Annotated in this window: 14 protein-coding genes; 11 read left to right on the top strand and 3 right to left on the bottom strand. The window is 60.9% G+C overall.

Annotated features, from left to right (window positions below):
- Positions 1 to 48 precede the first annotated feature (48 nt).
- Both ACYQ6J_RS09970 and ACYQ6J_RS09975 read right to left on the bottom strand, forming a co-directional pair.
- The gene (locus ACYQ6J_RS09970; protein WP_460184033.1) at positions 49 to 906 is read right to left on the bottom strand and encodes a hypothetical protein; all 858 of its coding nucleotides are present in this window, start codon (positions 904 to 906) and stop codon (positions 49 to 51) included.
- Between the two features lie 142 nt (positions 907 to 1,048).
- Entirely contained in the window at positions 1,049 to 1,576 is a 528-nt protein-coding gene (locus ACYQ6J_RS09975; RefSeq protein WP_460184034.1) for an RNA polymerase sigma factor, read from the bottom strand.
- Positions 1,577 to 1,790: 214 nt separating this feature from the next.
- Between ACYQ6J_RS09975 and ACYQ6J_RS09980 the strand changes: the two genes are divergently transcribed.
- On the top strand, positions 1,791 to 2,027 hold the full coding sequence (locus tag ACYQ6J_RS09980; RefSeq protein ID WP_460184035.1) for a hypothetical protein: 237 nt from the start codon (positions 1,791 to 1,793) through the stop codon (positions 2,025 to 2,027).
- Between the two features lie 186 nt (positions 2,028 to 2,213).
- On the opposite strand, the gene uvrB is transcribed toward ACYQ6J_RS09980, so the two are convergent.
- Positions 2,214 to 4,310 (bottom strand): excinuclease ABC subunit UvrB, encoded by a 2,097-nt coding sequence (gene uvrB / locus ACYQ6J_RS09985; protein ID WP_460184036.1) that lies wholly within the window; start codon positions 4,308 to 4,310, stop codon positions 2,214 to 2,216.
- 324 nt (positions 4,311 to 4,634) lie between these two features.
- On the opposite strand from uvrB, the gene ACYQ6J_RS09990 reads away from it, so the two are divergent.
- The 10 genes from ACYQ6J_RS09990 (at position 4,635) to ACYQ6J_RS10035 (ending at position 23,472) form a co-directional block, all read left to right on the top strand.
- Positions 4,635 to 5,522 (top strand): phosphoribosylaminoimidazolesuccinocarboxamide synthase, encoded by an 888-nt coding sequence (locus ACYQ6J_RS09990; protein ID WP_460184037.1) that lies wholly within the window; start codon positions 4,635 to 4,637, stop codon positions 5,520 to 5,522.
- Between the two features lie 464 nt (positions 5,523 to 5,986).
- Complete coding sequence (gene aroC, locus ACYQ6J_RS09995) at positions 5,987 to 7,126, top strand: chorismate synthase (RefSeq protein WP_460184038.1); 1,140 nt, start codon at positions 5,987 to 5,989, stop codon at positions 7,124 to 7,126.
- A 75-nt stretch (positions 7,127 to 7,201) separates the two neighbouring features.
- Positions 7,202 to 8,263 carry a hypothetical protein gene (locus ACYQ6J_RS10000; protein WP_460184039.1) on the top strand — a complete coding sequence of 354 codons (1,062 nt, stop codon included), beginning with the start codon at positions 7,202 to 7,204 and terminating at the stop codon, positions 8,261 to 8,263.
- Positions 8,264 to 9,607: 1,344 nt separating this feature from the next.
- Positions 9,608 to 10,057 carry a helix-turn-helix domain-containing protein gene (locus ACYQ6J_RS10005; protein WP_460184040.1) on the top strand — a complete coding sequence of 150 codons (450 nt, stop codon included), beginning with the start codon at positions 9,608 to 9,610 and terminating at the stop codon, positions 10,055 to 10,057.
- Between the two features lie 378 nt (positions 10,058 to 10,435).
- Complete coding sequence (locus ACYQ6J_RS10010) at positions 10,436 to 11,296, top strand: hypothetical protein (RefSeq protein ID WP_460184041.1); 861 nt, start codon at positions 10,436 to 10,438, stop codon at positions 11,294 to 11,296.
- Between the two features lie 149 nt (positions 11,297 to 11,445).
- Positions 11,446 to 15,012 (top strand): helicase-related protein, encoded by a 3,567-nt coding sequence (locus ACYQ6J_RS10015; RefSeq protein ID WP_460184042.1) that lies wholly within the window; start codon positions 11,446 to 11,448, stop codon positions 15,010 to 15,012.
- Complete coding sequence (locus ACYQ6J_RS10020) at positions 15,009 to 16,172, top strand: AAA family ATPase (RefSeq protein ID WP_460184043.1); 1,164 nt, start codon at positions 15,009 to 15,011, stop codon at positions 16,170 to 16,172. The genes ACYQ6J_RS10015 and ACYQ6J_RS10020 overlap by 4 nt, the downstream gene beginning before the upstream one ends.
- Before the next feature lie 3 nt (positions 16,173 to 16,175).
- Complete coding sequence (locus ACYQ6J_RS10025) at positions 16,176 to 16,793, top strand: hypothetical protein (protein WP_460184044.1); 618 nt, start codon at positions 16,176 to 16,178, stop codon at positions 16,791 to 16,793.
- On the top strand, positions 16,786 to 19,992 hold the full coding sequence (locus ACYQ6J_RS10030; RefSeq protein WP_460184045.1) for a DUF559 domain-containing protein: 3,207 nt from the start codon (positions 16,786 to 16,788) through the stop codon (positions 19,990 to 19,992). Before ACYQ6J_RS10025 ends, ACYQ6J_RS10030 begins: the two co-directional genes overlap by 8 nt.
- 66 nt (positions 19,993 to 20,058) lie before the next feature.
- Positions 20,059 to 23,472, top strand: coding sequence for a helicase-related protein (locus ACYQ6J_RS10035; RefSeq protein WP_460184046.1), 3,414 nt, complete (start codon positions 20,059 to 20,061; stop codon positions 23,470 to 23,472).
- Positions 23,473 to 23,474 lie beyond the last annotated feature (2 nt).

Below are 23,474 nucleotides of genomic sequence, written 5' to 3' on the forward strand. Positions count from 1 at the left end.
AAGTCGCAACGACCGCGTCTTGTCCGCTCGCAAGCTCCCGTCCCCAACTCAGGCAACCGGACCAAGCGGCGCCAAGAAGCGGCGGTATGCCGCCGAATCCCCCTGGACGACCAACACGTACGTCAACGGCGCGTCGTTCCAGGCCGCAACTGCGGTACGACTGGTTCGCAACAGGGGCCGACTCGGCACCGTACGAGGCAGGCCGGCCACGTTTTCGACCAACGCGAAAAGGGTCGCCGAATCCCCTGCCGAAGAACGCATGTCAAACGCCACAACCGATCGTTGCAGCAGTACCACCGATCGCCATCGGATGTCCCTTCCCAAGACATCCCGGCTAAAGCGGTACGGGTCGGCGGGCGGGCGGCTTGCCAAGGGAATACCGGTACCGAACGCGTGCTCCTGCAATTCGAACTGGGCGCCGGCGGCCTCCATGATCTCCCCGGCCTCCATGGGCCGCGTGGCGGGTTGTCGTCGAGTCAATGACACGACCACCGCGGCGGCGGTTCCCCCGGCAACGACGCCCGCAGTCCATCGCAGCCAACGCCGACGCGACCAATCCCCCCTTCCCATCTCAATCGCCGCGGACTCCGCTCCGACAATCGGACTACCTGGCCCGGCGCCGTCGCTTGCGACCATCATACCCTCGCTCGCGGGATCGGCTTTCGCCTGCCGCAGGACCGCGGCGACGAGTCGCTCCTGAAACCCCTCCGGCAATCGAACAGCGAGAAGTTGACGTCGCACGGACCGGTCGAAACCTCTCCATTGCTCGGCGTCTTTCGCCACGTTGGGCGAAAACCCGTTTGCCGCGAACGAGTCGTCCGGCAAGGAGTCACCGCGGAAGTCCCGTTCGGGACGTCCGGGCGAATCCGGTTGCCGGGACTGGTCTTTTCGCGGATTATCGCTCATGCGCAACCTCTTAATCCCTCCGTGCCTACGATCGGGTTTGCTTCCATCTTTTGCGGCGACGATCCCTGTCGACCGCCGTACCCGTCCCAACCTTCTTACGCAGTACTTACCAACTTACAAATCGCGAATCTTCGTCTCCCAATCAATCTGGCGTAGACGGCGAGACCGCCACCGACCCCGCCAACTTGGCTCGCAATTGCGCCTTCGCTCGCGACAACCGACTCATCACCGTGCCGATGGGCAGACCCAACTGCTCGGCAATTTCTCGATAGGAGAGTTCCTCAAAATAAAACATCAAGACTACGACACGAAAATCGTCCGGTAATTCCGCCAGAGCCTCCTGCAATTGCTCCTCGTCGAACGCCCAATGCTCAGGTGCCGACTCGTCGTCGGCGATTTCCGCGGCTTCCGGCAACTCCACGGTCGGCAAAGCTTGGGACGCGCGACGCGAAGCCAAAAAAGAGTTTCGGGCGACGGTCATCAGCCAAGCCCTCACCCTTTTCGGATCGCGAATCTGGTCCCCTTTCCGCAAGGCGGTCAAAAACACCTCTTGCGTCAAATCCTCGGCTGCCGAAGTCGAACCTGCCAAACGATACAGATACGCGAAGACGACCTCCGCGTGGTCGCGTATCCAAGCCTCCAAAGTTGTCCGCCAATCCTGGTCGGTCATGCAGACGTTATCACCTATAACGATGCGCCGCGGTGGAGAATTATTCCCTCATCAAGGCGATTCGCCCGCCGGACGTGAAGATTCCGAATTTCGGCCAAAAATCTCGGGAATAACCCGACCCTCCCGCGCATCATACCCTCAGGAGCGACCTATGGTTAAGAGGTCGCGTTTCGGTTTTTCGTTGTTTGGGTACCCGAATAGGGGGTTACAGCACATGAAGAAGTTCGCTGCGTTGTTGGTCGTCCTGAGCCTGGGTCTGTTCACGGTTGGTTGCCCGAAACCGGCCGAAAAGCCGGCCGAGCCTGCTGCTCCCGCGGCGGCGGAAGGCCAATCCGAGGCTGCTCCCGCCGAAGGTAGCGGCGCGGCTGAAGCCGCCCCTGCCGAGCAAGCCCCTGCCGAGCAGGCTCCCGCTGAAACTACTCCGGCCGAGGGTTCGTCCGCCAATCAATGATCGCACTCGACAAGCCCCGGTCTCGATCCGCTCGAAATCGTGTGGCGGCGGGGTGATCGCTTCGTGGTGCAGGTCGCCGACGATGCGATACTCCCGGATGAGTGCTTCAAAGTTGTCGGAAAACAAACGGCGATGACTCGCAAGGGTCGTCGCCGTTTCCTTAATTTCACCCGATCCGCACGTCTCTCAGCGTCCCCGGCGTTTTCCCTTCCGCCGAGGGCCGAACAGCGGTTTCGATTCTTCGTTTCGCGCCGATCGGCGTTTTCCACTCGATGACTTCAAGGGTTGACCGATCTTGCCGCGCAGTTCCGTGATGCGGTCCCGCAATTCGGCGGCGCGTTCGAACTCCAGGGCCTCCGCGGCGGCAAGCATCTCCGCCTCCAATTCGTTCAAGTACTCCTGCGTTACGAACTTTTCCTCGTCTTGATGGAGCAATTCGTAGGTCTTGGCATGGGCCGCCGCCTCCGCCTCGATGCCGCGATGAAGATTCTTCCGGATCGTCTCCGGCGTGATGTTATGCCGCCGATTGTATTCCTCCTGTAATTGACGGCGGCGACGCGTTTCCTCCACCGCCCGCTGCATCGAGTCCGTTACCTTGTCCGCGTAGAGCAAGACCTTGGCGTTGATGTTTCGAGCGCAGCGACCGATGGTCTGGATGAGGGAGGTTTCGCTTCGCAAGAATCCCTCTTTGTCGGCGTCCATGATGGCCACCAGCGAAACCTCCGGCAAATCCAAGCCCTCGCGCAAGAGATTGACGCCGACCAAAACGTCGAACTGTCCCAATCGCAGATCGCGCAGCAATTCCACCCGTTCGAAGGTGTCCAATTCGCTGTGCAGCCACTTGCACCGCACGCCTTGCTTGGCGAAGTAGTCGGCCAAGTCCTCGGCCATGCGCTTGGTGAGCGTGGTCACTAGCGTGCGTTCGCCCTTCTCGGCCGTTTTCCGCACGACTTCGAGCAAGTGCGGCACTTGATTGCGTGCCGGGAGAATCTCGATTTCGGGATCGAGCAAGCCCGTCGGTCGAATCAGTTGTTCCACAACTCGACCGCCGCTCTGTTCCAACTCGTACGGTCCGGGCGTGGCGGAAACGAAGATCACGTTGCGGATTTTCCGTTCCCACTCCTCAAACCGTAGCGGGCGGTTATCCAGGGCCGACGGCAATCGGAACCCATGTTCCACGAGCGTCTTTTTCCGACTGAAGTCCCCCCCGTACATGCCGCGAATCTGCGGTACCGTAACATGGGATTCGTCCACGAAGAGCAGAAAGTCGTCGGGAAAGAAGCTGAAAAGCGTGTCGGGCGGACTGCCCGGCGCGCGACCCGCCAAGTGACGACTGTAATTCTCGATCCCCGGGCAATAGCCCACCTCTTGCAGCAACTCCATGTCGTAACGCGTTCGCGCGCTCAGGCGTTGCGCTTCCAAGAGTTTGCCCGCCGATTTCAGTTCGGCCACTCGCTCCTCCAACTCGGCACGGATCGACGCCAAGGCATTTTCGATGCGCTCCTCGGGCAGGACGAAATGTTTGGCCGGATAAATGAACACTTGATCCAACCGCTCCAGCACTTCGCCCGTCAACGGGTGAATGGCCGACACCTGCTCGATCTCATCCCCCCAAAACTCGATCCGATAGGCGAATTCCTCATACGAGGGAAAAACCTCCACGCAATCCCCGCGGACCCGGAACTTGCCGTGCTGAAAATCAACGTCCGTACGCTCGTACTGGATGTCCACCAACCGCGAAAGCATGGCGTCGCGATCCAGATAGGCTCCGCGCATCACCGAGACCATCATCGAACGATAGTCCTCCGGCGAACCCAGACCGTAGATGCACGACACGCTGGCCACAATCAGGACGTCGCGGCGCGTCATCAGCGCGCTGGTTGCCGCCAAGCGGAGGCGGTCGATCTCTTCGTTGATCGAGGCGTCCTTCTCGATGTAGATGTCGCGCTGCGGAATGTACGCCTCGGGCTGATAGTAGTCGTAATAGCTGACGAAATAATGGACGGCGTTGCGCGGAAAGAATTCGCGAAATTCCGCGTACAACTGAGCGGCGAGCGTTTTGTTGTGCGACATGACCAACGTGGGACGCTGCGCCCGCTGAATGACGTTCGCCATGGTGAACGTCTTGCCCGAACCGGTCACCCCCAATAGCACCTGCGCCCGCCTGTCCTCTTGCAATCCCCGACACAATTCCTCGATCGCGCGGGGCTGATCGCCTGCCGGTTGGAACGGGCTGACCAGTTCGAAGTCCCGCGACGCGCCCACAACTCGTTGCACCGGCATTTCTCCCAATCCTGGCGGCATCCCAAGCCCGATCCACGCACACTCACCACGAACCCGCCGGTCGCCCGGGGCCTCCTTCCATTGTACGCCGGAAAGCCGCCGGTTATGGCCCCCAACCATCGCGGTCTGTAATTCCTCTGGGGATAGCCACTCCAACCGCGGGAGCGGTATAATAAACGCCGACGAAAGGTGACGGAACCGACCGCTCCTTTTCAATCTTCGATAGCGTGGATCGCCCGCCCGGTCATCACGGACGGGGCGCGGCATTTTCCAAGGGCAAAGTCGCACGGAAACCCGGAATTTGGAACACAAGGGACCTCGGGCATGTCAACACCCCTCCTGCAATCGGAACTCCCCGGCCTACCGGTTCGCCGAGGCAAGGTTCGCGACATTTACGACTTGGGGGATTCATTGTTGCTGGTAAGTACGGATCGCATTTCGGCATTCGACTGGGTCCTGCCGACGGGCATCCCCTACAAGGGGCAGATCCTGAACCGCATCTCGGCCTTTTGGTTCGGCCTGATCGACGAGCCGAATCACATCATCACGACCAACGTGGACGAAATGGGCTTACCCGCGACCGTCGATCTCGCCGCCTTGCGCGGTCGGACGGCCAAGGTCAAAAAGACGAAAGTCGTCCCCATCGAGTGTGTGGTCCGCGGTTACCTGTCGGGATCGGGCTGGAAGGAGTATCAAAAGAACGGCAGAGTATGCGGAATTCCCCTGCCGCAGGGCCTAGCGGAGAGCCAGGAACTCCCCGAACCGATTTTCACCCCCGCCACCAAGGCCGAGACCGGCCACGACGAAAATATCTCGTTCGAGCAAGTGGTCGAAGTCGTCGGTCGGGACACGGCGGAGGAATTGAAACGTCGCAGCATCGCCATCTTCGAGCGGGGAGCGGAGTACGCACGCGAACGAGGGATCATCATCGCCGATACCAAGTTCGAATGGGGGTGGTACGACGGCGAACTGATTCTGATCGACGAAGTCTTGACGCCCGACAGTTCCCGGTTCTGGCCGGTGGAACAGTACGACCCCGGACGACCGCAAATGTCGTTCGACAAGCAGTTCGTTCGCGATTGGCTGGAACATGTGGGTTGGGACAAGAATAGCCCGCCTCCCGAACTCCCGGACGACATCGTAAGCAAGACCCAGGCCAAGTACATCGAGGCCTTCGAGCGACTGACGGGCACACGATTTCGACCCGAGTGACGCCGCAGGCCCGCCGCTCGCCCATCGACGCGCCCCGTTCGGCGCGTCGCCGCAGTATGAACCGGTGCGCCGGCGTCGTTCCCGCGTGGAGTCAGCGGTACGGCCGAATTCGGCGCAACCCAGCGCCGGTCGTCGCCGCCGCTCCCGATGGTTCGTCCTCTCCGTCGCCGGTAGTGGAGCCGAGCCAAGCCCGTCGGCCCGACTCGAATCGGCCTGTGCCGTTTTCGGGGGATTGAATAAAATGGGCAAATGCGGCTTGTCCGCAAGTCGCAACTGAAATGTACCGAGCCACCTCGGGTCTGCGGATGGCAGGTCCGCGGCGACCTCCACCCCGAGTTGATGCCGCGCCGTGATGCGATCAAGGCGAGCGAAGGGAGCTGTGTAGCAGCGTCTTTTCCTACGGCAGCGCAAGCATCATCACCTCCCATGACTTTTTCAGCGTTACCCAGAATTCGGACCCACGCATGCTTCGATATTGGACGGCAGGCGAGTCTCACGGAAAAGGCATCTTGGCGGTCGTCGACGGCTTTCCTTGCGGGCTTGCCTTAGATACCGCCGTGATCGACCGCGAACTGGAACGCCGGCAAGGCGGTTACGGTCGCGGCGGACGGCAGCGTCTGGAACAAGACCGCGTGGAAGTCCTGTCCGGCACCTGGCGCGGCATGACCCTGGGCAGCCCGATCGCCCTTTGGGTCAAGAATAACGATTACAAGATCGAGAAGATGGACGATCTGGATCGCCCTCGCCCCGGGCACGGCGATTTGAGCGGTTCCATCAAGTACCTCAGTTCCGTCCGCGCCATCCTGGAGCGTGCGAGCGCCCGGGAAACGGTCGGTCGGGTGGCTGCCGGCGCCTTGGCCCGTCAATTGCTCGCCGCCGTCGGAATCGACCTCCTCGGCTACGTCGTCGGCTTGGGGCCGACCGATCTGCCGCCCCGGCAGGGCAGCCTCGAGGAACTACGCGCCATCCGCGATCAATCGCCACTCTACAGCCTTGCGCCCGAAAAAGACGACGAGGCCGTCCGGTTCATCGACTCGTGCCGAAAACAAGGCGACACCCTGGGCGGCATCGTCGAAGTCCGCGTCGAAAACGTCCCGTTCGGGCTGGGAACCCATGCCCAGTGGGACCGCAAACTCGACGGGCGACTGGCGCAGGCCGTAATGGCCGTGCAGGCGATCAAAGGCGTGGAAATCGGACTGGGGTTCGAGGCCGCGCGGAGGCCGGGCTCCGAAACCCACGATCCCATCGCCTATGATCCGAGTCGCGCCGGTGAACGTTGCCTGGGATTCGTTCGGCCCACCAACCGGGCGGGCGGGATCGAGGCGGGCATGACCAACGCCCAGCCTATCGTGGTCCGCGCCGCTATGAAGCCGATCAGCACCTTGGCCAAACCCTTGGAGTCGGTTCACCTGCCCACCAAGCAGCCTCAATCGGCCGCCTACGAACGCAGCGATGTCTGCGCCGTTTCGGCCGCCTCCGTGATCGTCGAGAACGTGGTGGCCTTCGAGGTCGCCGCGGCCTTGGTGGAAAAGTTCGGACAAGACAACATCGAAGAGATTCGCCGACGCATCGAGCTTTTCGAACAGATGGCGCGCAACCGTTAGCTTCCGCTTCGGATCCTGCGATCGGAGGTCCTGGCGGCAAGAAACACGCAACCCATGAGCGCATGGAGGCGTCTCATGCACGAAGGGACGAAACGCTTGCTCTTCCTGAGCGGACTTTTCGCCGCCTGGTTATTGCCCTGCTTCGCCATTCTGGCGATCCTCGTCGGACGCATCCGCCCGGCCTACCACGACTGGTGGCGCATGCAACTGACTGCGGCGACGGGCTTCCGCGCCGAATTCTCGACCCTGGAACACCCGCTCCCGCAAACCGTTCGTCTACCTCGGGCAACGTTCCGCGACTCCCTCCGCAACGAACTCCGTGCCGACTGCGAATCGCTGGTTCTCACAACCGATTCGGACCTCGTGCGGAGTGCTTGGGCGCGCACCGTTCAACTGGACGCCGGGACGCTTCGAGCTTGGGCGGATCATTTGGCCCGCCGCTTGGCGCAACCGCAATTTGGCCCGGCACCGTCTTGGCGAATCTCCGCCGATCGCGTCCTCGTCACCCGCGGCACGGAGATCATTTGGCGCGGCGCGGCGTTTCGAGGTTGGACCGCACTGCAAGAGGGATGGCCTGCCTTTCTGGCAACGTGTCGGCCCGACGCCGGCGCCTCCGACACGCCCCCGATCTCGATCCGGATCGCGGTTCGCCCGACAAACTCCGGCGGGCTCGAGCGCGTGACCACGTTGGATACCGGCGGACGCCGCCTGCCGCTGGACCTGTGCCGGGCCGTTCTCGGGCAAAATCCGTTACGCGACACTGAGACGCGGACCGAATTCAAGGGGACGATCACCGTCCGCGCGACGGAAGGCATGCCGGCACGCACTCCCTTTGCGCCCGACCCGAACTTCGAGGAGACCTTGGTGTCCGGGGAACTGCACTGGGGCCGGAATCTACGCTCCGGTGAGTATCGCACGCAATCGCACGATGAACCGTCGGGCGTCGTCCGCATCGCCATGGACCGCCTGCGCCTGCAAAACGGCCGAGCGGTGGACGGCAAAGCCGCCGTCGTCGAGGCGGACGGCATCTCGCCCGAGGCCGTGAACGGCTTGTTCTTCCTTCTGATCGGCGGCGAGACGATCATCGAACCGTCGGGCAACCCTGCGCCGCTTGCTCGTATCCCCAATGGGCGATGACGGATTCGAACGCGGTTCTAGAAAGTGCGGTCGGGAAAAGAGTTGCGGCATGATGCCGCACTCTGGTGGCTCCGCATGCGGCTCTCCGGATTGTCGCGTGGTTTCATCTCCAAATTCAGCACCCGGCGGTGTGGATTGTGACCTTGACCTAGTCAGCGACCTCCCGTGCAGTGCTTCGGATTGTGGCGACACCGCTTCGAGGGACTCCGGCCGCCGCGCCACGGATTGCGGTCGGGCCATCTCAGGTGGCTGTGCGGGCATCGGCTTGGGGCGCAGCGTTGCCACGCCCAAAGGTCTGCCGCCCGAGCTCGTCGTGATTTGGCCGACACTCACGGATGCGCAACGCCAAGCCGTTTTGCGGGCACTCGAAAGATTGGGATGGCGGTCGGCGTGAAAGGTGTTCGGCCTTGCGGTGCGGCAGCCGGCTGTCAGGTTCCCGCAAATAACGGCCGGGGTAAAAACCCTTCCCTGGCCAAAAGATTGGAAACTGTTGTAGGACGCGTCGCGCACTCCAGAGTACGGGTGAATTTATTCCCAAGTAAGAGAGGTTGGCTCCCCATCGGCGGGTCCGCCAGACCAAACACGCAGGGCGAGATGGACCCTGAGCTTTGACATTCGGCTCAATGGCCGTCATGTAGATTGGGCACTCACTACGGTGGGATGCCTTTTCACGAGATCTTAATTAGGGAATTAAAATCTCGCCTCCACGGTGCACTCCCAAGAAGACAATCCTCTCAGGAGACAAACCTCTCGGGCTTTCCGGTTGATGAAAACGGGCGGACGACCGGCCGCGGTTCAACGCCGCCGGGGTAGCGCATGTGGGTCGGCTTTTTCCGGACGTAGATCAAAATGGGGCGGATGTGAGTCCCGAGGGTAATTCCGACATTTGGGGTTATTGGTAAGGCGAGTGCCAAACCGGCAGGTGGCCGTTTGCCTCCGCGGATGGCAAGCTCGACACGGAATCGTCCGAAGCCATTCTCCGATCCCAGTGCCGAAGAATGGGTGTTTGCAAGGCAACGTCTTGCAAAGAACGGTTTCGCACAAGAGTTGGGGGCGATTGCCACGGTCCAGCCGGCGTCGGCATGAGTAATTACAGGTCAAGCCCCCCAAAGGCAAGCTCGGAAAAATGCGTAATACCCACACGGCATGCGATTAGAGAGGTTGGCACCGCCTATTGCGCTATTCTTGAGGTCCGTTTTCGAGATAGCGGTGGGTTATCATGACGAGAGCTCCTTTTGGGCGGAGGACTGCGAGCAGAAGCCCGTTCCTCATGGCTAACATAGCCCGGTGGGCGAGGGATCGCCGAGATGGAGTGCGCCGATATACAGAAACACGGTGAGTGCCATGACAAAATCTGACAAAACCCGACAGTTGCGCATCGCGCAGCGGAACGCGATTGAACTTTTGCTGACCGGTAAGACCGACCAGGAGGTGGCGGAGGCGGTGGGGGTGACTCGGCAAACCGTGTCGGTGTGGCGGAACCAGGACGTTTTTTTTAGGACGGCACTGGAGGCCCGGCAGAAGGAAATCTGGGGGTCCCACGTGGATCGGCTGCGGCAGCTTGTCGGTCGGGCGGTGGAGGTGTTGGAGGCCAATCTGCTGCAAGAGGAGGATCGGGGACTACGGCAGTCGGCCGCGGTCCACGTGCTGAAGTGCGTGGGGCTGTATGGGACCAATTTGCAGCCCAAGGCATACACGTTCGGCTATTCGTTTTCACAGTGGTCGGACGAGAAACTGGAAAAGGCTTTGCGTCGGCACGGGAGAGCGAGGGCGAGTGGGGAAGCTGGGGAATAAAGCGACCGGCGAGCCACCCCATTCGGCTCGCCGGCGGATGGTCCGTGGAGAGCGCGGATGCGTTGAGGAAATGTGGCGAGTGAGGGACAGGCGGTATCTCACGGGTTGCAGGGGTGGTCCGCATTGGTGCAATTCCGCTTGTGAACAACGGTCTTGGTTTCTATCGAGGCCGTTAGTCTTTTCCTGATGCTCTTCTGCTGTCTCCTGCGTACCGTTGCGGCCAAAGGCGGTTTATAATACGCCTCCAGAGCAGGTCGACCGGTCGTTCCTGTGGTCGAAAAGAGCAGGCCGACGGGGATTTCTCTTTGCGCGCTTCCGGTCGCACCGCGGTATCCGTTGAGGGGCGTATTAATCGCGAGTTTAGGACGAGCGGCGAAAATGGGGAATAACGAGAAAATCAGCAAGGGGCCGGAGGCTTTTCTCAAAGCATTAGAACATCTCCTAGAGCGGGGGCAAGGAGTCTCTGCGGCGTGGCGGGCCTTTTGGGAAATGGAGTTGCGGAGGCAAAGACTGCCTGCGGGGCATTGGCTGCCGCAATGGAAGCCGCATTATGATGCGTTCGCCAAGGCCGTGGATGCCTTTTCTGAAGCGTTTCTCGAGGTGGACAAAGTATATCCTGAGGAGCGAGAGTTCCCGCATTTTTCGTATTGGGGGGACACGGTGAGTCTTCCTTACGAGCTGTCTTATTTACGAGATCGAACGGCGCATTTGCTGGGTATTTTGCGAAGTGCGGAAAGGAATGTGTGGTTTATTGCGGACTTGGCTGACGCGCTAATCGGCAAAGATTGGGGCACCAGGATTGAGGATACTTCTGCGCGGTGCTGGGATGACGACATGGCGACGCTGGCATCTGGCCGGGAGAAATATCGGCATTGGTGGGAGCAGCAGAATCGTGACCGGTTGCGTGCGGCACTGCTGGGAAGGACGCCCGGCGAGGAGATGGAGTCGGACGGTTCCCAGGAGAGGCGGCCTACGAAACGGGCAAAAAAACGCGGGCGGCACGCCCTGAGCGCGGAACAGCAGGCGCTGTACCAGAAGATCCGCGAGGCCTGGCAAGCTTACAGGCGGCACACCAACAACTCGTGGAAAGATTTTGCCGAGGAGGCGCGAGGGCGGTTTGGCGAGTTGTACGAAAAACTCTTCGCGCCGCGGAGGTGGAATGTGCGGGCTGTGAAGCGAGCACTGAGTTGGGTGCGGCGCAGCAGGGCTTCGGAGAAGGAGGACGAGAACGACGCTTGAGCCATCAGCAGGTTGCACGTTGATTGCACCCTCGCCAAAAACCAGCCAGATGGATCTTGAGATCCGAGTGCAGCTCCGCGGTACGTGCCGCTGGGGGTTAGCGGCGTTCCTGTAGACGAGGCCAACGAGATTGCGAGGTCGTGGAAGGAATGGCTGCTCTAAGCGAGAACGAACTCAGATCGATTAAGACCAACGATTGCCGGTTGGCCCCGGGCGATGTGGTTGAGGGCTTGGAACCCTCAGAACTCGTCGAGGTTCGGCGCGTTGCTCCCTTCGGCGACAAGACGCTGGTCGAGGGGGTCGGCCTCCAGTCCCGCCAGCTGGTAAAGCGTCCCCTCTCAGACGACGAGCTGGCGGCGCTGGTCAAGGTGCGGGGTGAGCAGCGCACGTTTGATGGCGATGCCCAACTCTTCCTCCTCGGTGCCGAGGCGGAACGCATCCGGGTCGCGCACCAGTTTGACCCGCTCTTCGCGGTCAACTCTAGCATTATCGATCCGCTCCCTCACCAGGTCGAGGCCGTCTATCGCTATCTGCTGCCGCTTCCGAGAATCCGCTTCCTGCTCGCCGACGACACGGGGGCAGGCAAGACCATCATGACTGGCCTTATGATCAAGGAACTGCTCTTCCGCGGGGCGATCCAAAAGGTTCTCATCATCACGCCGGGCGGCCTGACCAAGCAATGGGCAGAAGAGGAGTTGCAGGAGAAGTTCGGTCTTGCCGCGCGGCTTGTGAATCGCGCGTCTTTTGAAGCGGAACCCGGCCAGTTCTCACGCTACAAAGAGGGCATCTTCGTCACGACTATTGACTTCCTGGCACGGAATGAGGGTTGTCTCAAGGCTGCTTCCGAGACGCAGTGGGACCTTGTGGTGGTGGATGAGGCCCATAAGCTTTCAGCCTACGAATACGGCTCCAATCTCGATGAGAGCGAACGGTACAAGGCGGTGAAGGCGCTCGCGTGCAAGACCGATCATCTGCTTTTCCTGACCGCAACTCCGCACCGTGGGCGAAAGGACACCTTCCGGCGGCTCCTTTTGCTCCTCGATGAGGACTTGTTCCAGAAGGACGAACACGTCGCCGACCGGATTCGCGAGCAGGCAAAGCCTGACCGAAAAGCCGGCGACGAGGACTTTAAGGACGAGCGTTCGATCAGCAAGGCACGCAACCGATTCTTCCTGCGTCGCCTCAAGGAGGAGATGGTCGACTGGGAGGGGCAACCTCTCTTCAAGCCACGCCACACCAAGACCATCGGCTACGACCTCACCCCAGAGGAGAAGACTCTCTATGACGAGGTGACGCGGTACGTCCGCTCGAAGCGTAAAGAAGCCAAGGCGAAGAAGAATCGGAACGTCGAGCTGACCCTCATGGTCATGCAACGCCGGCTGGCTAGCAGCCTTTATGCGATCACGCGGACTCTGGAAAACCGGCTACGCGCTCTCGACGAGGTCCTCGCCATCCTGCGGGATCGCAGCCGATCGGAGGCGGAGAAGAAGAAACTTCTCCGGGCAGCCACCGATCCCGGCGATCCGCGGGACATAACGGAATACGAAGACCTGACCGAAGAAGAACGCGAGTGGATCGATCAGCGAATCTTCCGTCAAGTCCTTACCGACGATCCAGACAAAGTCGAGGAGGAACGCAACGAAGTCGCGGGCCTGTTGCGCCTGGCGCAAGGTCTCAAGAACCACACGGAAGCGAAGTTCGCCGAACTTCTTAAGGTGCTCGATTCCTCGGACGTCATTCGGGCGGAGGATGAAAAGCTGCTGATCTTTACGGAGCACCGCGACACACTCGAAAGCCTCGCCAAACGGCTCGAGGAGAGAGGATACACGGTCGCTACGATCCATGGCGGCATGGACATTGAGACGCGCAAGCAGGCCCAGAGAGTGTTCAGAACGCGGGCCAAGATCATGGTCGCCACCGACGCGGCCGGCGAAGGCATCAACCTCCAGTTCTGCCGCTATCTCATCAACTGGGACATCCCTTGGAACCCAAACCGACTCGAACAACGGATGGGGCGTATCCACCGGTATGGTCAAGCCGGCGACGTCTGGGTCTTCAACTTGGTCGCCCAGAACACTCGCGAGGGCGCCGTGCTGCAGAAGGTTCTTTCGAAGCTGGACGTCATGCGCGAGCAAATAGGCTCCGATCGGGTTTACGACGTGATCGACGAATGGCTGGCAGGAGTTCCTCTCGTGGAACTGATCGAGCGCGCCATCGACAGTGAGGACGAGTCCGGCGGCGTCCGGGAAACCGATGAGGCCCTCGATGTGGCCTCCCGCGAGAGGGTGGATCGGCTCGTGGCGCTCCAGAAAAAGACCTCTCTCGCCTCGCGGCTCGATTTGAGAGCGGCGCGCGAGCTACGAGATGTATCGGACGAGCACCGGCTGCAGCCCCTTTTCATCCAGCGGTTTTTCGAGCGGGCATGGACGGCTTGTGGGGAAACAATCCGCAAGGACGATTACTTTCCGGTCTGGCACATCGGCCCGACGCCGACTGTCCTTCTCGAACTGGCGCGCGAGCGGAGGCAGCCCCTGGCCGAGAAGTACGATACCCCCTTCGTTTTCGACAAACAGTTGGTCAGCGTCGCCAGCAAGGTGCGTGTCCCGGAACGCACCAAGCTCATGGGCCCCGGACATCCCCTGTTCGACACCTTGATCGAGTGGGCGATCCGGGAGTCGCAACAGGCCTTCGCCAAGGGGGCGACCCTCGTGGACCCGAACCTCGCCAAGCCCCAACGGGTGTGGCTTGTCCGTTCGACCATCGAGGACAGTCGGGGGGCAGGCTTCCAGCCTGCGAGCTCAAACAAGAGGGTCGCCCACGAGCGGCTGGCCCTGGTAGTTCAAGACCACATGGGCCTTCGCACGACTTCACCCTCCTACCTGCTCAACTGCCTCGCCCCCGAGACAACTGTGCCGGTACCCGATATGGAGTCGCGAACACTCGACGAGATCCAGGCCTGGGCCTACGAGCAGATCACCGAGCGGCAACTCGCGCAGGTCAAGGCGATCCGCGCCGAGGAGTGCAACCTTCGCCGAGAATACCTCCACACGGCTTTCAAGGATCTGATCCTCGAATTGCAGGAAAAGCTGAACGACCTCCAGCAGGCACAACTTTACGGCGAGGATACCGCCGAGGAAACGGAGCGGCTTCGCAGGCGGATCGAGGAGTTGAAGTCTCGCAGGGAGTATCGGCTGAAAGAGCTGGAGCTCATGATGAAGCTGACGGCGGACCTCCCGGAGATTCTGACGGAGGCTGTGATCGTCCCTGCCCCGGTTGCCACGGTCGAGACGGATGAGGCGACGCCGAAAGGCGTTCCAATGCGGCGCGACGACGAGGTCGAGGCCTTTGCCATGGATGTGGCCATGCGCTACGAGCAGAGCCGCGGCTGGACGCCTGTGGATGTGAGTCGTGACGGCGAGCACTACGACATTCGCTCGGAAGGGCCGAACGGGGAGAAGCGCTTCATCGAGGTGAAAGGCCGTGCCCGCTCGGGTGCTATCGTCCTCACCGGCCCCGAGGTGGACAAGCTCCGCCAGCTCGGGGAGCGGGCCTGGCTCTATATCGTCACCTTCTGCAAGGACGAACGCCCCCGGCTGCGCATCATCCGGGACCCCATTGCCAGGCTCAACCCGCAGGTGTTGTACCGGCAGGTGCAGTACCTCGTCGAAGAGGGCGACTGGGCGCGGCAGGGCGACTTCATCGGAGAGATTCCATGAGCAGAACAAGTAGAGACGCGGTGCGGTTCAGCAAGATCACGCTTCGGAACTGGAAGAATTTTCCCGACGTGCACGTTGCGCTTCAGGGGCGTGTGTTTCTGGTAGGACCGAACGCATCAGGCAAGTCTAATCTGCTTGATGTGTTTCGATTCCTGCGCGACCTGGCCTCGCCGGGGGGTGGTTTTCGCGAGGCGGTGAACCGACGTGGCGGAGTGAGCGCCATCCGTTGTTTGGCGGCGCGCCGGTATGCAGATATCAGCATACAAGTTGTTGTTAAGGGATCGGAGAGCACTCCACAGTGGGAGTACGAACTGACATTTTACCAGGACAATCAGCGCCGACCGCTTATCAGAAGTGAACACCTATTACGCAATGGGAGCGTGATCTTCGAACGGCCCAATGATGAGGATGAAAAGGATCAGGAACGTCTCACCCAGACCTATCTTGAACAGGTAAACGTGAATCGCGAGTTTCGCGACCTGGTTGCCTTCTTCGGCTCGATACGGTACCTGCACATCGTCCCACAATTGGTGCGCGAACCAGATCGGTCTGTGGGTCGGACACAAGATCCGTATGGGGGAGATTTTCTCGAACAGATCGCCAAGACACCAGAACGCACGCGGAATGCGCGGTTGAAAAAAATTCGCGACGCTCTTCGCGTGGCTGTCCCGCAGCTTCAGGAGATTGAACTACGGCGTGACGTCCGCGGCACCCCTCATCTCAGGGGGAAGTATGAACACTGGCGGCCGCAGGGAGCCTGGCAGACGGAAGAGCAGTTTTCGGACGGTACCCTGCGTCTGATGGGGCTGCTCTGGGCAGTCATGGAAGGAGGTGGTCCGCTCCTGCTCGAAGAGCCGGAACTTTCGCTGCACCCGGAAGTGGTTCGCTTTATCCCCCAGATGTTCGCGCGCGTACAAAGACGGACAGGTAGACAGATCATTTTGAGCACTCATTCAGCGGAATTGCTAGGTGAAGAGGGCATTGGGCTCGACGAGGTGCTTTTGCTGCGCCCGAGTTTAGAGGGCACCAAAGTGACCCTTGCCAGCGATCTGGAGGAGATTTCGGAACTCTTGAAAGCAGGAGTCACGCTGCCCGAGGTCGTCATGCCCAAAACGCGCCCGGAAAAGGCCGACCAACTGACGTTGTTTGGAGAGCTTTGAGGTATGCCCGGGGATTTAGTCATTACTGCCGCCGTTGAAGGAATCGTAGACGAGGCCGTCGTTCGAACGCTTATTCAACATGTGGGGGCCACCCCGGGCGAGATTTATGGCAGGAACGGCAAGCAAAGTCTTCGCCGAAAGGTTCACGGCTACAACAACGCAGCCCAACACTCCCCTTGGGTGATCTTGGTGGATCTCGATCAGGACGCCGAATGTGCTCCAGCCTTGCGTGCGACATGGTTGGCCGATCCGGCCCCGTGGCTCTGTTTCCGGATCGCCGTCCGCGAAGTGGAAGCCTGGTTGATGGCGGATCGCCGGGGCATCGCCTCGTTTCTGCGGGTAGCTCTCCGAGAAGTTCCGGTTGATCCTGAAAGCTTGATCGATCCGAAAGAAACCATGGTTCACCTGGCACGCCACTCGAGAAGCCGGGAGATCCGGGAAGACATGGTTCCGCGTCCCGAAAGCGGAAGGTCGATCGGACCTGCCTATGCCTCCCGACTCATCGAGTTCGCTACGAAGCATTGGTGTCCGGAAAAAGCCGCCGCGAATTGCGAAAGCTTGCGACGAGCGATCGCGTGCCTGGAACGGCTCAAGGCATCCTTCGGAGGAAGACATGTTTGAACACTGCCCCCGCCTGATCGAGGTCGCGCTGCCGATCCGGGAGATCTCGGCGGAGAGCGTGCGGGACAAGAGCCTGCGGCATGGGCACATCTCGACGTTGCATCTCTGGTGGGCGCGGCGGCCCTTGGCGGCGTCGCGGGCCGTGGTCTTCGCCTCGCTCGTTCCCGATCCCGACGATCCAAGCTGCCCGGCGGAGTTCCGGGACGCCGTGGAGCGCCATCTCAAGACGCACGTCCCGGCGGAGCTCAAGTACTACACGCGCGGGCGGAAGGTCTATCGGGACGAGGATCCGTACCGGCCCTATGAGGGCATGCCGGACACGCTGCGCAACCGCCTCCTCATGTTCATCGCCAAGTGGTCGCCGGAGTCCCTGGCGTTCGAGGCGGGAAAGGCGAAGAAAGAGCCTGACCCGAAATGCCTTCTCGACGATCGCTCGCTCGTGAAGTGGGAGACGTCGGCCCCAGAGAACCCGCAGGGGCGCGAGGTCCTTCGCGTCGCTCGGGGGCTTGTGAGAGCCGCCCACGGCGGCGAGGTCCCGACCGTGCTCGATCCCTTCGCCGGCGGCGGTGCGATCCCGCTCGAGGCGGGAAGGCTCGGTTGCCAGGCGATCGCCAACGACTACAACCCGGTGGCCTATCTCATCCTGCGGGCGACCTGCGAGTTTCCGCAGAAGTACGGCAAGCCGGGGAAGCGCAAGGTCGTCGTCGAGGAGTTCGGCAAGAGGGTCGAGCTGGAAGTGCAGGTTCCCAATGTCCTGGTCCATGACGTGGAGAAGTGGGCGAACTCGATCCTGGAGCGGGCCCGGGAGAGGATCGGCCACCTCTACCCCCCGGGTAAGGACGGCCGGCCGGTCGTCGGTTACCTCTGGGCGCGGACCGTGCCGTGCTCGAACCCCTCCTGTCGCGCCGAGATTCCACTATTGCGGAGCCTCCTCATTTGCAACAAGAAGGACAAAAAGGTTGCCCTCACGATGCACCTCATGCCCACCTCTTCCCCTCTCCCTCCGGGAGCGACTCCACATTCTTCCCCTCTCCCTCCGGGAGAGGGTCAGGGTGAGGGTCTGGGTGAGAGCCAGGCTGAGGACAACCCCAAAGGCCAAAAGCCAGCCTTGGCCCCACAATTCCTCGCCTTCATTCGCAATTTACGCCGGGAGCAAACCGACGCCGAACGCCTTTTGTGGTCCATCCTTCGCGACCGCCGCTTCTTCGGACTGAAATTCAGACGCCAGCATCCCGCAGGTCGCTACGTCCTCGATTTCTATTGCCACGAACACAAAGTCGCTGTGGAAATCGACGGCGGCCAACATTTCACCGAGGAAGGAATGCGTCGGGATGCACGGCGCGAAGCGTTTTTGAAGTCTCAGGGCATTCACGTGTTGCGGTACACCAATCTGGAGGTGTTGGAGAATCTAGAGGGTGTGCTGGAGGATATCGCGAGGAAACTGGGGGTGATGACTGGCTCCGTTCAGCCCTCACCCCAGCCCTCTCCCAATGGGAGAGGGGGCCAGCCCTCACCCCAACCCTCTCCCAAAGGGAGAGGGAGGGTTTGGTTTGGGATCGCGGAAGGCGAGGCGATCACGAGGACCGAGGGCACCAAACGCGAGCGGGGACCGGCGATCTGTCCTTTCTGCGAGCAGCCGACCTCGGAGGCGGAGCTTCGCCGAGCCGGTCAGGCGGGCCAGATGGGCGAGCGGATGGTGGCGGTCATCGTCGAGGGCAAGGACGGCAAAGAGTACCGGCCGGTCGAGGAGGCCGACCTCGCGGCGTTTCGCGAGGCGGCGAAGATCGAGGTCGAGCGGCCCGGCGAGCTGATCCTGCCGGAGATCAACGCCGAGGGTGCCGACGACGTGGCGAACTCAACGGGCATTCGCGTCCATCTCTACGGCATGAAGACCTGGGGCTCGCTCTTCAACCCGCGCCAGCTCGTGGCCATGCAGACCTTCGTCGCCTGCCTGCGCGAGGCGCTGGAGCAGATGCGGGAGGAGATCCCGGACGAGGAGTACCGGAGGGCGGTGGGGGTGTATCTGGGGTTGTTCATAAGTCGTATCGCTTCTCGTTGTTCCAATGTCGGTCTTTGGAATAGCAAAGGCGAGAACGTCGAACATCCTTTTGGTCGCCAAGCCATTCCCATGACTTGGGACTATCCGGAAGTAAATCCATTTTCTGAATCGACGGGGGGTGCATTAGGTCAGCTTGCCTGGATGCTGGGTGTAATCACACACGAGTCGATCCCTTCCTCGCATGCACAAGTACATCGCGGCGACGGTGCTGCGCTTTCGCTCCGGGATGCTTCCTGCGATGTCGTCGTCACCGATCCCCCTTACTTCGACGCCATCGCCTACGGCGACCTTTCCGACTACTTCTATGTGTGGATCAAGCGCGCCATCGGGGATCTCGTTCCAGAGGCAGCCGCCACACCACTGACGCCCAAGACGGACGAAGCCACGGCGCTCAAGCACCGTCACGGCGGCGACGGCGAAAAAGCCGACGCCCACTTCAAGTCGAAGCTCGCAGCGGTGCTCGCCGAAGCGCATCGCCTCCTCAAGCCTGGCGGTGTCATCGCCATTATGTTCGCCCACCAGTCCACAAAGGCCTGGACGGCGCTGGTTCATGCGATCTTTGAGTCGGGGCTGACCGTGGATGCGACATGGCCCATTGACACTGAACGAACCTTCGCGCTGAAGGCCAGCATGTCGGCGCTGGCATCGTCTGTCACCGTCCTCTGTCGCCCCCGAATCGTGGGCAGTGCTGCGTCCTTCAAGCAAGTCCGCAAGGAGATCGAGCAGGTCGTCAAGGAGTCGGTCAAGCGCTTCTGGTCCTACGGCTTCCGCGGGGCTGATCTCATCGTCGCCTGCTACGGGCCGGCGGTCGGCGTCTTCGGCAAGTACGAGCACGTGGAAAAAGCCGACGGCACGCCCGTCGGAATTCCCGAGCTGCTGGACCTCGCCAAGCAGGCGGCCCGCGAAGCCATCGCGGGGGAGTTCCGGGGCGACAACATCTCCACGCTCTACTACGTCTGGGCCAACCTCTACGGCACGGCGGAGCAGGCCTGGGACGATGCGCGGCTGGTGGTGCAGATCGGCGGCGCCGAGGAGAACGCCATGGAGCGCGCCCACGAGCGACTGGCGGTGGTCATTCAAGACCACCTGGGCCTTCGCACGAGTGCGCCCTCGTACCTGCTCAACTGCCTCGTGCGATAGAATACCGACCTAGGGACCGAGGAATTGTTTACCATAACCTCTCGAAGTGCGTTGGTAGAGTAGATCATGCCTCAAATCTTCGACAACATCGAGAAGGATCTCCTTTCTGCTCTCACCCAGGCGATGGGCCTTTCGGAACGCGCGGACTTCTGCGTCGGATACTTCAACCTTCGCGGGTGGAAACAGGTGTCTTCCCAGGTTGACAGATGGCCGGGCGGCGACGGTCAGTGCTGTCGGATCCTGGTGGGGATGCACCAGATGCCGCACGATCAGCTCAAGCAGGCATTGAATCCCGTCAAGGGCGAGCAGGAAACCGATCAGGCCACCGCCAATATGATGAAGCACAAGCTTGCCCAGCAATTCCGCGACCAGTTAACTCTGGGTCTTCCGACCAACGAGGACGAAGCCGCGCTTCGCCATCTGGCGTCTCAGATCGAAGCCAAGAAGGTGGTGGTCAAGCTGTTCCTGCGCCACCCGCTCCACGCCAAACTCTACCTTCTCTTTCGGCAAGACCCGCTCAATCCCAAGATCGGCTACCTCGGCAGCAGCAACCTGACCCTGGCGGGGCTTTCCAAGCAGGGAGAGCTCAACGTGGACATCCTTGACCACGATGCCTGCGATAAGCTCGCCAAGTGGTTCGAGGATCGTTGGAATGACCGGTTTTGCTTGGACATTTCCGAGGAACTCGTGAAGATCATCAACGAGAGTTGGGCGAGGCCGAAGCCGATCCCTCCTTACCACATTTATCTCAAGATTGCCTACCATCTTTCCCGGGAGGCCAGGGCGGGGCTGAGCGAGTTTCGGATCCCGGCCGATTTTGGTAACAAGCTCCTCGAGTTCCAGAAGGCGGCCGTGAAGATCGCCGCACATCATCTCAATAAGCGTGGTGGCGTGATCCTCGGCGACGTCGTAGGGTTGGGCAAGACCCTCATGGCCACGGCCTTGGCGCGTATCTTCGAGGACGACTACGGGCTGGAAACACTCATCATCTGCCCCAAGAACCTGGTGTCAATGTGGGAGGATTACCGGCAGCGGTATCGACTCCGGGCCAAGGTGCTGTCGATCACGCGGGTTCTCCAGGAACTTCCCAATCTGCGTCGTTTCCGCCTGGTCATTATCGACGAAAGTCATAACCTGCGTAATCGCGAGGGCAAGCGCTACCGTGCCATCGCGGAGTACATCGCTTCGAACGATAGCCGTGTCATCCTTTTGTCGGCCACGCCGTACAACAAGACCTATCTCGACCTTTCGAACCAGCTCCGGCTTTTCGTTGACGAGAATGACGACATCGGCATCCGGCCGGAAAGACTTCTCCGAGAACTAGGGGAGACCGAATTCATCCGCCGACACCAATGTCCTGTCCGCTCGCTAGCGGCATTCGAGAAGAGCGAGCACGCCGACGACTGGCGTGAGCTCATGCGCTTGTACCTGGTCCGCCGCACCCGGAGTTTCGTTCAAGACAACTATGCCAAGTACGATCCTGTTAGCAACTCCAAATACATCGATTTTGAGGACGGCCGGCGAGTGCACTTCCCTGCGCGCGTGCCGAAGACGATTAAGTTCAAGATCAATCCGGGAGAACCCAAAGACCAGTACGCGCACCTCTTCGCCGATGACGTTGTACAGAAGGTGAACGACCTTAAGCTACCCCGCTACGCCCTGGGCAACTACCTGAAGCCGTCGCCCCGCAAGCCGCCCACGCCAGAAGAAGCAAAGGTTCTGGCCGATCTTTCACGCGCCGGAACGCGTCTCAAGGGCTTTTGCCGTACGAGCCTCTTCAAGCGTCTTGAAAGCAGCGGGCATTCGTTCATCCTATCGATCCAGCGCCACATCCTCCGCAACTACATTTTCCTCCACGCCATTGAAAATGGGCTGCCGCTCCCGATCGGGACGCAGGACGTAGGGCTACTCGATACGTGGGCGAACGATCAGGACAACGACCTTTGGGAGGAGGTCGGGGACGATAATGAGGACGCGCCCGAGGACTTGGACAAGCCGACTTACGGCCCTCTCACTGAGGTGGAGGTTTGCAGCCGAGCTGCCGCTGTGTATCAAAGCTATGCTTCCCGATTCCGGCGCCGCTTCAAGTGGCTGAGGCCGGACCTTTTCGATCAGGCACTGGCCGAGGACCTACGCAGGGACGCCAAGGCATTGATGGAGGTTCTGGATTGCGCCGGGACATGGGTTCCCGAGCGGGACGCCAAATTGGACGAACTTGTGACCCTTCTCACTAAGAACCATCCGGAGGACAAGGTGCTTGTCTTCTCCCAGTTCGCCGATACGGTCGAGTACCTCGAACAACAGCTTAAGGCACGTGGTCTGGGGGCCGTCGCAGCGGTCACAGGCGCAACCGATGATCCGACATCCATCGCATACCGTTTCAGCCCCGTGAGCAATGAGCGGCGCGACCGCATCGCTCCAAAGGACGAAGTGCGGGTTCTGCTGACCACGGACGTTCTGAGCGAAGGGCAGAACCTCCAGGATTGCAGCATCATCGTGAATTATGACCTGCCCTGGGCCATCATCCGGCTCATCCAACGCGCCGGCCGTGTGGACCGCATTGGCCAGAAGTCGGAGAGGATCCTCTGCTACTCGTTCCTCCCCGCGGACGGCGTGGAGCGAATCATCCGCCTCCGCGAGCGTGTGACGGCGCGGCTGCGTGAGAACGCGGAGGTCGTGGGGGCGGACGAAGCGTTTTTTGAAGGCGAGAAGGACGACTTGCCGCTCATTAATCTGTACAACGAGAAGGCGGGCATCCTTGACGGGGAGGAAGACACTGAAGTTGATCTGGCCTCCTACGCTTATCAAATTTGGAAGAATGCCGTCGACCGGGACCCTTCCCTTGAGAAAATCATTTCCGATATGCCCAATGTGGTGTACTCAACAAAGCCCCATCAACCGACAGCCGACAGGCCGGAAGGCGTGTTGGTCTACCTTCGGACTGCCGAGGGGAACGACGCACTGGCTTGGATCGACAAGCAAGGGAACAGTGTCACCGAGTCGCAGTTCGCCATTCTCAAGGCGGCCGAGTGCGATCCCGACACACCCGCCTTGCCGCGTGCCGGGGATCATCACGAGCTGGTCGCCAAGGGCGTCAGGCTGATTGTGGAAACTGAGAAGTCGGTCGGCGGGCAATTAGGCCGCCCATCGGGCGCGCGGTTTCGCACGTATGAGCGGCTCAAGAGGTATGCAGAGCAGGTCAAGGGAACGCTCTTTGAATCTTCCGAACTGCTGAAGGCCATCGAAGACATCTACAAGTCCCCCCTGCTCCAATCCGCCACCGATACACTCAACCGCCAGCTCAAAAGCGGCATCTCGGACCAAGACCTGGCGGCCCTCGTCATCGGATTGCGGCAAGACGGCCGCCTGTGCCGCGTGGAAGAGAAGGGCGAGTCAGGCGAACCCCAGGTCATTTGCTCGCTCGGACTCCGCAGACCGGAAAGCGACGCCGGAAAACCAGGAAACAAAGGAGAAGTGTGAAC

Source organism: Thermopirellula anaerolimosa (genome assembly GCF_054657335.1).

What these genes read in the sequence shown, in the direction of transcription:
- ACYQ6J_RS09970 (WP_460184033.1), bottom strand. Translation starts at nt 906, where the DNA reads ATGAGCGATAATCCGCGAAAAGACCAGTCCCGGCAACCGGATTCGCCC.
- ACYQ6J_RS09975 (WP_460184034.1), bottom strand. Translation starts at nt 1,576, where the DNA reads ATGACCGACCAGGATTGGCGGACAACTTTGGAGGCTTGGATACGCGAC.
- ACYQ6J_RS09980 (WP_460184035.1), top strand. Translation starts at nt 1,791, where the DNA reads ATGAAGAAGTTCGCTGCGTTGTTGGTCGTCCTGAGCCTGGGTCTGTTC.
- uvrB (WP_460184036.1), bottom strand. Translation starts at nt 4,310, where the DNA reads ATGCCGGTGCAACGAGTTGTGGGCGCGTCGCGGGACTTCGAACTGGTC.
- ACYQ6J_RS09990 (WP_460184037.1), top strand. Translation starts at nt 4,635, where the DNA reads ATGTCAACACCCCTCCTGCAATCGGAACTCCCCGGCCTACCGGTTCGC.
- aroC (WP_460184038.1), top strand. Translation starts at nt 5,987, where the DNA reads ATGCTTCGATATTGGACGGCAGGCGAGTCTCACGGAAAAGGCATCTTG.
- ACYQ6J_RS10000 (WP_460184039.1), top strand. Translation starts at nt 7,202, where the DNA reads ATGCACGAAGGGACGAAACGCTTGCTCTTCCTGAGCGGACTTTTCGCC.
- ACYQ6J_RS10005 (WP_460184040.1), top strand. Translation starts at nt 9,608, where the DNA reads ATGACAAAATCTGACAAAACCCGACAGTTGCGCATCGCGCAGCGGAAC.
- ACYQ6J_RS10010 (WP_460184041.1), top strand. Translation starts at nt 10,436, where the DNA reads ATGGGGAATAACGAGAAAATCAGCAAGGGGCCGGAGGCTTTTCTCAAA.
- ACYQ6J_RS10015 (WP_460184042.1), top strand. Translation starts at nt 11,446, where the DNA reads ATGGCTGCTCTAAGCGAGAACGAACTCAGATCGATTAAGACCAACGAT.
- ACYQ6J_RS10020 (WP_460184043.1), top strand. Translation starts at nt 15,009, where the DNA reads ATGAGCAGAACAAGTAGAGACGCGGTGCGGTTCAGCAAGATCACGCTT.
- ACYQ6J_RS10025 (WP_460184044.1), top strand. Translation starts at nt 16,176, where the DNA reads ATGCCCGGGGATTTAGTCATTACTGCCGCCGTTGAAGGAATCGTAGAC.
- ACYQ6J_RS10030 (WP_460184045.1), top strand. Translation starts at nt 16,786, where the DNA reads ATGTTTGAACACTGCCCCCGCCTGATCGAGGTCGCGCTGCCGATCCGG.
- ACYQ6J_RS10035 (WP_460184046.1), top strand. Translation starts at nt 20,059, where the DNA reads ATGCCTCAAATCTTCGACAACATCGAGAAGGATCTCCTTTCTGCTCTC.